This is a genomic window from Pseudomonas sp. WAC2 (assembly GCF_030403525.1).
In the GTDB taxonomy this organism is placed as follows: domain Bacteria; phylum Pseudomonadota; class Gammaproteobacteria; order Pseudomonadales; family Pseudomonadaceae; genus Chryseomonas; species Chryseomonas luteola.
The window spans coordinates 843,743-856,948 of sequence record NZ_JAUEPD010000001.1; the positions used below are offsets into that span (position 1 = coordinate 843,743).

General features: G+C 57.1%; 14 protein-coding genes. 5 read left to right on the forward strand and 9 right to left on the reverse strand.

The annotated features are described in order from the left end of the window. Window positions 1–486: 486 nt before the first annotated feature. Window positions 487–1,107, reverse strand: coding sequence for a 23S rRNA (uridine(2552)-2'-O)-methyltransferase RlmE (rlmE, locus tag QWJ10_RS03815; RefSeq protein WP_019366818.1), 621 nt, complete (start codon window positions 1,105–1,107; stop codon window positions 487–489). 239 nt (window positions 1,108–1,346) lie between these two features. Between rlmE and QWJ10_RS03820 the strand changes: the two genes are divergently transcribed. The 5 genes from QWJ10_RS03820 to dxs all read left to right on the forward strand — a co-directional run bounded on the left by QWJ10_RS03820 (window position 1,347) and on the right by dxs (window position 7,314). Continuing rightward, the gene (locus tag QWJ10_RS03820; protein WP_289924455.1) at window positions 1,347–2,996 is read left to right on the forward strand and encodes an NAD(P)/FAD-dependent oxidoreductase; all 1,650 of its coding nucleotides are present in this window, start codon (window positions 1,347–1,349) and stop codon (window positions 2,994–2,996) included. Further along, window positions 2,996–3,727, forward strand: coding sequence for an RNA methyltransferase (locus QWJ10_RS03825; RefSeq protein ID WP_125887343.1), 732 nt, complete (start codon window positions 2,996–2,998; stop codon window positions 3,725–3,727). The genes QWJ10_RS03820 and QWJ10_RS03825 overlap by 1 nt, the downstream gene beginning before the upstream one ends. A gap of 429 nt (window positions 3,728–4,156) precedes the next feature. Further along, window positions 4,157–4,399, forward strand: coding sequence for an exodeoxyribonuclease VII small subunit (locus tag QWJ10_RS03830; protein WP_125887344.1), 243 nt, complete (start codon window positions 4,157–4,159; stop codon window positions 4,397–4,399). Next, complete coding sequence (gene ispA, locus QWJ10_RS03835; protein WP_019366822.1) at window positions 4,396–5,274, forward strand: (2E,6E)-farnesyl diphosphate synthase; 879 nt, start codon at window positions 4,396–4,398, stop codon at window positions 5,272–5,274. The genes QWJ10_RS03830 and ispA overlap by 4 nt, the downstream gene beginning before the upstream one ends. 102 nt (window positions 5,275–5,376) lie before the next feature. Then, on the forward strand, window positions 5,377–7,314 hold the full coding sequence (gene dxs, locus QWJ10_RS03840) for a 1-deoxy-D-xylulose-5-phosphate synthase (RefSeq protein WP_289924460.1): 1,938 nt from the start codon (window positions 5,377–5,379) through the stop codon (window positions 7,312–7,314). Window positions 7,315–7,338: 24 nt separating this feature from the next. Here the strand turns inward: dxs and QWJ10_RS03845 are convergent, their stop codons facing one another. The 8 genes from QWJ10_RS03845 to ribBA form a co-directional block, all read right to left on the reverse strand. Beyond that, window positions 7,339–8,154 carry a cobalamin-binding protein gene (locus QWJ10_RS03845; RefSeq protein WP_289924462.1) on the reverse strand — a complete coding sequence of 272 codons (816 nt, stop codon included), beginning with the start codon at window positions 8,152–8,154 and terminating at the stop codon, window positions 7,339–7,341. Further along, window positions 8,154–8,771, reverse strand: a complete 618-nt coding sequence (gene ribA / locus QWJ10_RS03850) for a GTP cyclohydrolase II (RefSeq protein WP_289924464.1) — start codon at window positions 8,769–8,771, stop codon at window positions 8,154–8,156. Before ribA ends, QWJ10_RS03845 begins: the two co-directional genes overlap by 1 nt. Window positions 8,772–8,871: 100 nt before the next feature. Further along, window positions 8,872–9,507, reverse strand: a complete 636-nt coding sequence (locus QWJ10_RS03855; RefSeq protein ID WP_289924466.1) for a TIGR02281 family clan AA aspartic protease — start codon at window positions 9,505–9,507, stop codon at window positions 8,872–8,874. Window positions 9,508–9,534: 27 nt separating this feature from the next. Continuing rightward, window positions 9,535–10,047, reverse strand: a complete 513-nt coding sequence (locus QWJ10_RS03860; protein ID WP_122043612.1) for a phosphatidylglycerophosphatase A — start codon at window positions 10,045–10,047, stop codon at window positions 9,535–9,537. 40 nt (window positions 10,048–10,087) lie between these two features. Continuing rightward, window positions 10,088–11,053 carry a thiamine-phosphate kinase gene (thiL, locus tag QWJ10_RS03865; RefSeq protein WP_289924469.1) on the reverse strand — a complete coding sequence of 322 codons (966 nt, stop codon included), beginning with the start codon at window positions 11,051–11,053 and terminating at the stop codon, window positions 10,088–10,090. Window positions 11,054–11,061: 8 nt separating this feature from the next. Beyond that, window positions 11,062–11,532 carry a transcription antitermination factor NusB gene (gene nusB, locus QWJ10_RS03870; RefSeq protein WP_010796878.1) on the reverse strand — a complete coding sequence of 157 codons (471 nt, stop codon included), beginning with the start codon at window positions 11,530–11,532 and terminating at the stop codon, window positions 11,062–11,064. Next, on the reverse strand, window positions 11,529–12,005 hold the full coding sequence (ribE, locus tag QWJ10_RS03875) for a 6,7-dimethyl-8-ribityllumazine synthase (protein ID WP_010796877.1): 477 nt from the start codon (window positions 12,003–12,005) through the stop codon (window positions 11,529–11,531). Before ribE ends, nusB begins: the two co-directional genes overlap by 4 nt. Before the next feature lie 115 nt (window positions 12,006–12,120). Continuing rightward, entirely contained in the window at window positions 12,121–13,206 is a 1,086-nt protein-coding gene (ribBA, locus tag QWJ10_RS03880; protein ID WP_019366828.1) for a bifunctional 3,4-dihydroxy-2-butanone-4-phosphate synthase/GTP cyclohydrolase II, read from the reverse strand.

Sequence of the window (13,206 nt, forward strand, 5' to 3'; positions counted from 1 at the left end):
CCTGCTTGCTTGTTGTGTAAGAATCAGAGATGAGCTTACAGAATTTGAGATCTGCTTGCATGGGTTAAATCAGGTTAGCTTGGGTAAAGGCCTATTAGACCCATTCTTGACCCACCGCACGCCCCACTGGGAAAGAGTTGGCCGTCAGTTCACAACATCACGCACTGCATTGCTGGGGGGACAAATGGGGGTATAAAAGTAGTTGGTAAAATAAAAAATATAAAAATCAATGACATATAGAATAAAAAAACCGGCCACAAGCCGGCTTTTTAACGCCTATCGTTTTACCCGGTTTCGGTCAAACCTGAACAAAGCCAGACCTTTAGCTCTGCATCGACTCGTTGAGCGCTATCCAAGGCGGTCATCTAGCGAATAGTGCGGGAGGGTATAACGCTCAGCGAAAGGTGCCCTTTTAGTTTTTTGTCATCGCTGGACTGTGCACAACCCAGCGAAGCGTCAAGCTCTCGAAGAGCGCACCACGGGGCTTTATCCTTTAAAGCCCTTTGCCACCAGATAGACCTCCCTTGAGCGCGGCCGAGATGCCTCTGGCTTACGTATCATCACCTTCTCGAATGAGGTGCGAACGTCTTTCAGAAACTCGTCGGAGCCCTCTCCCTGGAATACCTTGGCTACAAGATTGCCGTTGGGCTTGAGGACCTGACGCGCCATATCAAGGACGAGTTCGACCAGATACATCGAGGACGCCTGGTCGGCAGCAGCGATGCCACTGATATTGGGAGCGATGTCAGAAATGATCAGATCAGGTTGATTGCCATCGAGCTTGTCGAGAATCTGTTGGAACACCGCGTCGTCGGTGAAATCGCCCTGGATGAAGTCGACGTTCTCCAGCGGGTCCATCGGTAGAATGTCACTAGCCAGCACCCGTCCCTTCTCGCCTACGAGACCGCCAGCCACCTGTGACCAACCGCCCGGTGCGGAGCCAAGGTCCATGACCAGCATGCCGGGACGTATCAGCTTGTCCTTCTCGTTCAGCTCGATCAACTTGTAACTGGCACGAGAACGCAAGCCATCCTTCTGAGCCCGCTTAACATAAGGATCGTTGACGTGTTCATCCAGCCAACGGCGGCTGCTTTTGGATCGTTTCATGAGGGAGCCAAGCACGGAAAATTCAATGGGAGAAGCAGACCAACGCCTGGGAAAAACAGAAAGCGGTTGGACGCACAATGGCAATGATTATAAACCGATAATATAAGACTGGTGGGCAGGGATCGTGTAGCACCCGTTAGGCAGGACTGTCAGGGAGGGATAGAGAGAGGTATAATTCGCCTCTTACCCCATCCTTTCTAAAGCTTCCTTTGTCGGAGTCACCGGCCAGGATTACCGCCATGATTCGCATCAACGAACTGTCCCTGCCTCTTGATCATTCTTCAGATGAGTTGCGCAAGGCCATTGTCAAACGCCTGGGCATCAGCGACGCCGACTTGCTGAACTTCACTGTATTCAAGCGCAGCTACGATGCTCGCAAGAAAAACAGCGTCATTCTGTTCATCTATATCATCGATCTAGAGGCACGCAACGAGGCGGCAATCCTGGCGCGCTTTGCCGATGACAATCATGTACGTCCAGCACCGGATACCCACTACTACCCAGTAGCTCAGGCGCCCGCCCACTTGCGGGAGCGCCCGATAATCGTAGGCTTTGGTCCTTGTGGATTGTTCGCAGCGCTGCTGCTCGCACAGATGGGGTTCAAGCCCATCGTGCTGGAGCGCGGCAAGGATGTACGTAAACGCACCAAGGATACCTGGGCGCTGTGGCGTAAAAAGATCCTGACGCCGGAATCCAACGTACAGTTTGGTGAGGGAGGAGCCGGCCTGTTCTCGGACGGTAAACTCTATAGCCAGATCAAGGACCCCAAGTTCTACGCCCGCAAAGTGATGCACGAGTTCGTCCGCGCTGGCGCGCCGGAAGAGATCATGTATGTGAGCAAGCCGCATATCGGCACCTTCCGTCTCACCGGCGTGGTCGCAGCGATGCGTGAGGAGATCATCGCCTTGGGTGGCGAGGTACGCTTCGAGAGTAAAGTGACCGATCTGCTGATCGACAACGGCCAGCTTGAAGGTGTGGTGTTAGCCAATGGCGAGACAATTCGCAGCCGCCATGTGGTGCTCGCGCTGGGCCACAGCTCTCGCGATACCTTCCGCATGCTGCACCGCCAGGGCGTATATATCGAAGCCAAACCTTTTGCGGTGGGTTTCCGCATCGAGCATCCGCAAGGCATGATCGATCAGGCTCGCCTGGGCAAATACGCCGGCCATCCGGAGCTGGGCGCCGCCGATTACAAATTAGTGCATCACGCCAAAAACGGTCGTGCCGTCTACAGTTTCTGCATGTGTCCCGGCGGGACCGTAGTGGCCGCCACCTCCGAGCCGGGGCGCGTCGTGACCAACGGCATGAGCCAGTACTCGCGCAACGAGCGCAATGCAAACTCAGGCATTGTTGTGGGTATCAACCCGGAGCAGGATTTCCCAGGCGACCCGCTGGCTGGCCTGGATCTGCAAGAACGCCTTGAGTCGCGGGCCTACGAGCTGGGCGGCAGCGATTACTGCGCACCAGCACAATTGGTGGGCGACTTCATCCGTGGAGTGCCGTCGACCGAACTTGGCGAGGTAGAGCCCTCCTACAAACCCGGCGTACGCCTGGGTGATCTTGCGCCCTCGCTGCCAGACTATGCCATCGAGGCCATCCGCGAAGCGCTGCCGGCATTCGGCAAGCAGATTCGTGGCTTTGATCGTGATGATGCCATTCTCACAGGTATCGAAACCCGCACGTCCTCTCCTGTCCGCATTACTCGCGACAACGAGACCCTGCAAAGCCTCAACCTGCGCGGCCTGTATCCGGCTGGTGAAGGTGCCGGTTATGCGGGGGGCATTTTGTCGGCGGGCGTAGATGGAATTAAAGTTGCCGAGGCTTTGGCCAAATCGCTTCTATCGGACGTTGAGATGGCGAACATGCAGCCCAGCCGAGCGGCGTCTTGATGAAATTCGATGACGTCAAAAAACTTCACCAGAAAAAATACCGGGCCGAGTTCGGTTATTTTCTGGTGGAGGGCGAACATCTGCTACTGGAGTTACAAAAGGCGGCGCTACAGAATCCGCTGCTACAGAGCAGTCAACTCTATGTAACCGAGGCTTATGAACACTGGGCAAGCTCGTTTGAAACCCATTTGATCAGTGACCGCCAAATGGCGCAGATATCCGATACCAAAACACCGCAAGGCGTTATTGCGCTAGTACCAATGCCGGCCACTAACGCACCGGGTTGCGCGCCTGCTGATAACGAGCGCGCCATTTACCTGCATGAAATTCAGGATCCGGGCAATCTCGGCACCATCCTGCGCACGCTGGTATGGTTCGGTAACTTTCGCTGCTTGCTTAGCCCTGGCAGTGTTGATCCGTACAACCCTAAAGTTGTTCGCTCCAGCATGGGCGCCATTTTTCATGCATCCATTGAGCTGGACGTGAAAATAGATTCGCTGCGCACACGGTTTGACCGCATTGCCTGTCTGGACATGAGTGGTGATCACGTTCAATCGGCAGCGTTTAAGACATTCGATTGCTATCTGTTCGGCAATGAAGCACGCGGCGTACCCCATGAGCAATTGACCGTACTTAATGCGCAGCCTTTTACCATTCCCGGCTGCGGCGCTATCGAATCGCTGAACCTGGCATCAACAGTCAACATGTGTGCGTATGAGCTGAGTCGATAGCCGATATCAGGACGTCACCTCGCTTAGTAAAAATCGGATCGCGTGCTCGACGCTCACATAACGATGTAGCGAGGAGATAGTTTCAACTGCGCCATGAAATACTCAGACAGCGGTTTTTGCTCCACAAAAGCGCATCTGTTTTCTATTTTTTCCAGGCAGAAAGCCCCTGAAATCAAATTGTCATGCCCTGGCGCGATAGTTGCTATGTGTGTTGGCCAGCGAGCAAACAGTTTCGCTTGGTAACACCTTATAGAGTGCACTTCCTCCCGGACCGATGCCTTGGCGTCTGTCCAGCCGTATACGGCCTTGTCCTGGCGCTTACCCCATCGGCTCCTGGACAGGGCCGTTCTTATTTCCGCTGCAAGTATTTACTCGGCTTCCACGCCTCTGCTAGTGTCCCGCGATTGTGTATCACCCCCGAGATTGCCAATGGCCCGCAAGAAAGCTCCCGATTTCGAACACTCCCTGGCAGAACTGCAAACCCTGGTCGAGCGCCTGGAAAGCGGTGAGCTTTCCCTTGAAGAATCACTTGGCGCCTTCGAACAGGGTATTCGCCTGACCCGTGAATGCCAGAGTGCACTGAGTCAGGCTGAGCAGAAAGTCCAGATTCTGCTCGAGCGCGACGGAGTCATGACCGAAGCCCCCTTCGACGTACAGGGCGAGGACACATGATCAAGGATTATCAGGCTCGCAGTCAGGCACGTGTCGACGCCATGCTGGACACCCTGTTCGTTTCGCCACGTCCGGAGCTCGATCGCCTGTATGAGGCAATGCGTTATAGCGTCATGGGTGGTGGCAAGCGTGTACGCCCCCTGTTGGTGTATGCCGCCTGCGAAGCCCTTGGGGGAGAGCCCTCTCAGGCCGACAATGCTGCGTGCGCCGTCGAGCTGATCCACGCATACTCACTTGTGCATGACGACTTGCCGGCTATGGATGACGACGACCTGCGTCGTGGCCGTCCGACTACGCACAAGGCTTACGACGAAGCGTGTGCCATTCTGGCAGGCGATGCACTGCAAACATTTGCAGTTGAAATACTGACCAACGCACCGCAAACGGCCGAGACACGTTTGGAAATGCTTAATGTCCTGGCTCAGGCTTCTGGCCCTGCCGGCATGGTAGGCGGTCAGGCCATTGACCTTGAGTCCGTTGGTAGACAGATAGACCAGACGGCGCTGGAAATCATGCATCGTCATAAGACTGGCGCATTGATCGAGGCCAGTGTCCGCCTGGGTGCATTGGCTAGCGGCAAGGCCACGCTCGAGCAGCTGGATGCACTGAGCCGCTATGCCCGCGCAGTAGGATTGGCCTTTCAGGTACAGGACGATGTGCTGGATGTAGAAAGCGACACCGCCACCCTGGGCAAGCGCCAGGGCGCAGATGTTGCGCGGGACAAGCCCACCTACCCGGCCCTGCTGGGCCTGGATGAGGCCAAGCATTATGCGCAGCTATTGTGTGAACAAGCCCAGCAGGCCTTGCAGCACTTTGGCGAGTCTGCCGAACCCTTGCGGGCATTGGCACTCTACATCGTCCAACGCCGCCACTAGTCACACACAGAACAGCTCGAAGCTCTATATGACGGTTCACTGTTGGGTGACTGGAGGGCTTCGGGTAAACTTCGATCTTTCATACCTTATAACGATGACCTGATGCCCAAGACGCTGCACGAGATTCCACGCGAGCGGCCCGCCACGCCATTGCTCGACCGCATCGACACCCCGGCTGCGCTGCGCCACCTGAGCGAGCACGAGCTGGAAACGCTCGCCGATGAGTTGCGCCACTATCTGCTCTATACCGTCGGGCAGACCGGCGGGCATTTTGGTGCCGGCCTCGGGGTCATCGAACTGACCGTTGCGCTGCATTATGTGTTCGATACACCCGACGACCGCCTTGTCTGGGATGTCGGCCATCAGGCTTACCCGCACAAAATCCTGACCGGACGCCGTGACCAGATGGGTACACTGCGCCAGAAAGGCGGGGTCGCTGCCTTTCCGCGTCGCTCTGAAAGTGAGTACGACACCTTTGGGGTTGGCCACTCCAGCACCTCGATCAGCGCGGCGCTGGGCATGGCCATTGCTGCCCGCATGCAAGGCAGCAAGCGCAAGTCCGTTGCGGTGATCGGTGATGGCGCCCTGACCGCAGGCATGGCATTCGAAGCGCTCAATCACGCCTCCGACGTAGAAGCCGACATGCTCGTCGTTCTCAATGACAACGACATGTCGATCTCCCATAACGTGGGAGGTCTGTCGAATTACCTTGCCAAGCTCCTGTCCAGTCGCACGTATCAGAACATGCGCGAGGGTGGGAAAAAGGTACTGGCCAAGCTGCCTGGTGCGTGGGAAATCGCCCGCCGCACCGAAGAGGCTGCCAAGGGAATGCTGGTTCCGGGTACCCTGTTTGAAGAGCTGGGCTGGAACTACATTGGCCCTGTCGATGGGCATGATCTGCCGACGCTGATCACTACCCTGCGTAACCTGCGTGATGCCAAAGGTCCGCAGTTCCTGCATATCGTGACCAAGAAAGGCAAGGGTTTCAGCGCTGCCGAAGCAGCACCTATCGAATATCACGCCATCACCAAGCTTGAGCCCTTGAATGCGGCACCCAAGAAGCCTGGTAGTCCCAAATATTCGAACATCTTCGGCGACTGGCTATGTGACATGGCGGCAGCTGACCCAAAACTGGTGGGTATAACCCCTGCCATGAAGGAAGGCTCCGACCTCATCCGCTTCAGCGAGCAGTATCCAGACCGCTATTTCGATGTTGCGATCGCCGAACAGCACGCCGTGACACTGGCAGCTGGTCTGGCCTGTGATGGTGCCAAGCCGGTAGTGGCGATCTACTCCACCTTCCTGCAGCGCGCCTACGACCAGCTGATCCATGACGTAGCCGTACAGAACCTCGATGTGCTGTTTGCCATCGATCGCGCCGGTCTGGTGGGTGAAGACGGCCCTACACATGCCGGCAGTTTCGATCTGTCGTTCCTGCGCTGTATTCCCGGTATGGTGATCATGGCGCCCAGCGATGAGAACGAAATGCGCCGTATGCTGACGACGGGTTACCAGTTCAAGGGGCCTGCGGCTGTTCGCTATCCACGGGGCAGCGGCCCTAACGCAGCCATTGAGCCAGGGCTTGAGCCACTGGAAATCGGTAAAGGCGTTCTTCGCCGTCAAGGTCGCAGGGTTGCCTTCCTGGTATTTGGCGTACAGCTGAAAGAGGCCTTGCAGGTAGCAGAAGGCCTTGATGCAAGCGTGGCCGACATGCGCTTCGTTAAGCCATTGGACGAAGCCCTGATCCGGACGCTCGCAGACAGCCACGATCTGCTGGTTACGATCGAGGAAAACAGCATCATGGGCGGTGCAGGCAGCGCCGTGAATGAGTTCCTCGCCCGAGAAAACCTGCTCAAGCCGATCTTGAATCTGGGCCTGCCTGATTACTATGTCGAGCATGCCAAGCCCAGTGAGATGCTGGCTGAATGCGGACTGGATGCACTTGGCATCGAAAAGGCCGTTAAGCAACGCCTGGCACAGCTTGAAGCCAATACAGCCTCCGAGCCCGCGCCGCTTGTACTCGCTTCACGCAATCCCTGACGGGACGCGTTGGGACAGGTCCGCTTAGCGGGCCTTGTCTATCAGCTCACACAGCCTAACGACTGCGTCCAGCATGCCACAGCTGGGCCGCTCAAGCCGCCTGTCACCTACAGCCCAGAGTTGGTGGTGCGCCACTGCCTTTAATGTTGGCCACTGCCGCCACGGTTCGAGCTGAGCCTGCTCCACGGCCAGTATCACCTCGGGGTTTCTTGTCAGCACAGCTTCCACACCCACTTGCGGCGCCGGTTGTGAGAGATCAGCAAATATATTTTCGCCTCCACATACCTGCATGGCATCGCTGATAATTTGCGTGCCCCCTACGGTATATAGCGGTTTGTCCCAGACTTGATAGAACACGCGCACTGTCGGTAATTGCCTGTAGCGCTCGCGCATATCGGCGATTCGCTCACGAAACTGGATCGCCAAGTGCTGCCCTTTATCAGGAACACCTACCACCTGAGCGATTCGAGCGAGCCCGTCTGCCAGGTCATCCAACCGATGAACATCCAGGGTTTCAATGGTATAGCCCAACTGCCTAAGCTGCTCGCGCTGGGCAAGCGGAACTGCACCAGGCCAGAGCAGAATAAGGTCAGGGTGCAATGAAACAATCTTTTCGATATTGACCTGACCATAACGCCCTACGGAAGGCAGCCCGGCCAAAGAAGCAGGACGCTCGCCTGCATCCAGTACGCCTACCAAGCGGCTCTCTACGCCCAGCTCCAGCATGATATCGGTCATCGAAGGCGCCAGACTGATGACGCGTTCGGCGGCCTGGGAGAGAACGCAGCAGAACAGCAAGCAGACGCCGGTCAGAACCGAACAGCGCCTGCCTGCCTTCATCAGGAAGGAAGGACTTCGCCTTGATGGATATTGCCGAGCATGTGGCCCAGCTTGCCAGCCTTGGTGGCTAGGTAACGCTTGTTATGAGGGTTGAGGCCCGTCTGCAGCGGTACACGCTGTGCTACGGTAATTCCCAGGTCCTCCAAGGCTTTAACCTTGCGAGGATTATTGGTCATCAGCTTCAATGCATTGACGCCCAGATGCTTGAGCATTGGCTTGCACAGGCTGTAGTTACGCTGGTCTGCATTAAATCCCAAACGTTCATTGGCCTCAACCGTATCAGCTCCAGCATCCTGCAACTCATATGCGCGAATCTTGTTCAAGAGGCCAATACCACGCCCCTCTTGGCGCAAGTACAGGATAACGCCACGGCCTTCTTCAGCAATGGCCCGCATTGCCGCCTCCAGCTGAAAGCCGCAGTCGCAGCGTAGGCTGAACAGGGCATCACCCGTCAGACACTCGGAATGTAGACGCCCCAGCACCGGCTCACCGTTGGCAATATCGCCAAGAGTCAGCGCCACGTGCTCCTTACCATCGGACTCATCGAGAAAGCCATGCATGGTAAAAATGCCAAAGGGCGTAGGTAATTGGGATGCGGCGACGAAAACGACAGACACCGTCAGGCTCCTATCGGAAAGAGGGTTATAGTATACCATTCATGAACAGAGACGGCTCAGTCATAAAGGCTATGAGGCTATTGCGCTTGAAGCTATCACGTCAGTTCTTGGCCTCGACATACAGGACGCCCTGATCCTCGCGCCAGCCAACCCGGTTGAGAAAACTCATGCCCAGTAGCGTTTCTGTCGGATGACCGCCTGCCAACACCATGGCCTCGACACCCAGCACCTCAATGGTGCCAACCTTGACGCGATCCAGGCGTACAAGCCAGGCCCTTCGGGTTCCGCCTGCCGTGTTGACCTGTACCGCCCGCCCCTCCTGGTAATCAAGCCCAAGACGGTTCGCCTGCTCTTCGTTCATGGCAACAGTCGAGGCGCCGGTGTCGATCAGAAACTCGATAGGCTGGCCATTTATAGAGCCCGACGTCCAATAATGGCCATCATTTCGGCGAGCAATGCTAAGTTGGCGCTTATGCGGCGCAGCAAAGCCTTCACTGTATTCACGTGAAAGCATGAACGTTTGGTTGGTTTCTCCAATCCGCAGCACCGCTTCCCGGCTCGTCGCGCTGACCAGCTCGACCTCGCCCTGTCGCTGACCGACTTTGAGCATTTTGCGCTGACCATCAATATTGATTACGGCTGCGCCGTTGAACAGACCTACCACTTGAACCTGAGGCGCGGCAGTTACCAGCGCAGGCAGCAGACTCAATACACCGATACCGATCCATTTGCGCACCACACCGCCTCCTTGTAGCGCCTGCGATCAGGACAGCGTCCCGATATGCGCCCAGCTCCAGCCCAATCCCTGCATAACTGCCCAGGCAAACACACCGGCCAGCACATCATCAATCATGATACCGACGCCGCCTTGAACATGACGATCAAGCCAGCTGATCGGCCAGGGCTTCAGAATATCCATGAACCGAAACACGGCAAACCCCACCAGCCACCAGGCCCAGCCGGCCGGAGCCATCCAGAAAGTGATCCAGATGCCTACCATTTCGTCCCAGACGATACCTTCGTGATCGTGCACACCCATGTCATCCGCAACACGGCCACACAACCAGAACCCGAATATCATCAGCGCAACCAGCAGCAGCCAATAGCCCCAGTCCGGCAATAGATGCCAAAGCGGGACAAAGGGCAACGCCACCAGGGAACCCCAGGTACCAGGAGCCTTAGGTAACGTACCTGAGCCAAAGCCAAAGGCTAGAAAATGCCAGGGATTACGCCACACCGCCGGTGTAGCCGGCCCTGACCTAACAGGTCTACTCACGAAATGGCTCCCAGGACAGATAAATCACCAGCACGATACGTCATGGCTTCATCGCAAAATGTTGATAACCGCCCCGCAAGGGTGTGACATCCCGGCCAATGGCGTCCTGTACCTGAACCCCCTGCCCAGAGGCAACGCGCCCAATGACACCTATTTGGGGAAAGTCTGCCTGCAATGACTTGAGATACTGTGCAGGCAATGTAAAGGCAAGCAGGTAATCGTCGCCGGCGGACATTGCCAGTGAGCGAATCTGCTCAGGCTCGAACAGTGCCGCCAACGCAGGGCTGACCGGCAACCTTTCATTCTCAATGATCAGCTTGACGTTCGAAGCGGCCGCGATATGGCCGCAGTCAGCTAGGAGCCCATCGGATATATCCAGCGCTGCGGTAGCCCGACCTCTTAGCGCAAGCCCCAACTCGAACTGAGGCGCCGGCGACCAGTAGCGCGCCACGAGCGTATCAACGTAGGCGCCCCGCTCCTGGCGTTGTCCCAAGACAAAGGGCAAGGCTCCGCCAGCCTCTCCAGGCGCACCGCCGACACAGAGTAAATTGCCCGGCTGGGCACCCGACCGCGTCAACGCCTGCATGTGGGGTACGGAGCCAAAGACAGTCAGGGTCAGAGAGAGCGGCCCACGGGTTGTATCACCGCCGATCAAGGCCAGGCCACAGGCCGCAGCCATGTGATCGAGTCCTTGAGCAAACCGCTCCAGCCAGCCTGGATCAACATCCGGCAGCGTCAACGCCAGGGTGAAACCAAGGGGTGCGGCCCCCATGGCGGCCAGATCGCTGGCGCTGACAGCCAGGGCACGTTGCCCCAGCAGAAAGCCATCGCAGACTTCAGGAAAATGCACCCCGGCTGTCAGCGTATCGGTAGAAATCGCTAGTTGCTCGCCCGGGCGAGGCATCAGCAAGGCACAATCGTCGCCCAGACCGAGCGCGATATCCTTACGTGGCTGTGCGCAGCGCGCGGCAGCAAAATAACGGCGGATCAACTCGAACTCGGTCATGGCTACAGTCAACGCTTGGCGCGTAATTCAGCAGCGCGCAGCTTGGGCGCCAACTTATCCAGTACACCGTTGACGAACTTGTGCCCGTCGGTTGCACCAAACACCTTCGCCAGCTCGATACCCTCGTTGATAACGACCTTATAGGGAACATCGATACGGTTGCGCAGTTCGTAGCAGGACATGCGCAGGATCGCGAGTTCAACCGGATCAACGTCTTCCAGCGGGCGGTCCAGGCAAGGGGTGATCAGATCATCGATCTCGGTTTTCAGGCCGGGAATGCCATGCAGGATCTCATGGAAATAAGCGCCATCAACATTAGCGAAATCGTTGTCCACACGGAACTGGGCTTCGATCTCGTTGATCGCCTGCCCCGCCATATGCCACTGATACAACGCCTGAACCGAGAGGCTGCGGGCTTCACGACGCGCAGCAATCTTGCCGCGCGGAGCTTTGGGCTTTTGGCCGTCTACAGCGCTCACTTGGCCTCCAGCTGCGACAGCAGGCTCACCATTTCAAGAGCAGACAGCGCCGCTTCGGCACCCTTGTTACCCGCCTTGGTGCCCGAACGCTCGATGGCCTGCTCGATGGAGTCGACCGTGAGTACGCCAAAGGAGACCGGCACACCGAACTCCATGGAAACCTGGGCCAGGCCCTTGGTGCACTCGCCAGCAACGTAGTCGAAGTGCGGAGTGCTACCACGAATCACAGCGCCCAGCGCGATGATGGCGGAGTATTCGTCACGCTGGGCAGCCTTTAGGGTAGCCAGCGGAATTTCAAAGGCGCCAGGAACGCGGATAATGGTGATGTCTTCCTTGCGGATACCATGGCGTACCAGGGCATCTACGGCACCTTCAACCAGGCTTTCAACCACAAAGCTGTTGAAGCGGCCAACCACTAGGGCAAAGCGGCCTTTTGGGGCAATGAAAGTACCTTCAATGGTCTTCACGGTCATGAGCAGGTCTCGTCTGTTAAAGAACCGGAGCGTTTTCGTACGCCCCGCAAATAAATCCGATCGCCGGCGCGACGGTCATCAACCATCGCACCGTTCAGGCCATCCGTAGGCCGGTTTATACGGGAGGCAGGTATTCTACAACTTCAAGGTCAAAGCCGGATATGGCATTGAACTTCATCGGTGCACTGAGCAGACGAAGCTTACGTATGCCCAGGTCACGCAGGATCTGCGAACCAGCGCCTACGGTGCTGTATGTGCTCTGCGGCTTGGGCTTGCTGACCGGCTCGCGCAAGTGAGTGAGCAAGTCGTCGCCTGCCAGGGAATGCCCCAGCAGTAACACCACGCCTGTGCCAGCTTCCGCGACCTTGGTCATGGCATCGCGCAGACTCCAACGGCCTTCCTGATTCACCAGCAGCAGATCGCGCAGCGGGTCCATATTATGCACGCGCACCAGGGTCGGTTCATCACTCTTGATGGTACCCATAGTCAGCGCCAGATGAACGTCACCTTCCACCTCGTCACGGTAGGTGACCAGATTAAAGCGTCCCAGCTCGGTTTCCAGTGGCTGTTCGTCGATCCGCTTGACGGTATGCTCGTGCAGCAGACGATAGTGGATCAAATCGGCAATCGTACCGATCTTCAGCCCATGCTCTTCGGCAAAGGCTTCGAGCTCCGGACGACGGGCCATGGTCCCGTCGTCGTTCATGACCTCACAGATCACCCCGGTCGGCTCAAAGCCTGCCATGCGCGCCAGGTCGCAAGCCGCCTCGGTATGTCCGGCACGGGCCAGCACACCGCCCGGCTGAGCCATGAGCGGGAAGATATGACCTGGGCTGACGATATCGGCGGCCGTTGCTTTTTTAGCCGCGGCCACCTGTACGGTACGTGCGCGGTCTGCAGCGGAAATACCTGTCGTCACCCCTTCGGCCGCCTCGATGGAGACGGTGAACTTGGTGCCGAAACCCGAGCCATTGCGGGCTGCCATCAACGGCAGGTTCAGCGCCTCGCAGCGCTCCTTGCTCATCGGCATGCAGATCAAACCACGAGCATGCTTGGCCATGAAGTTGATGTGCTCAGCCTGCACGCACTCAGACGCCATGATGATATCGCCTTCGTTCTCGCGATCCTCATCATCCATGAGGATGACCATCTTGCCTTCACGGATGTCCTGGATAATTTCTTCGATACTGTTCAATGCCAC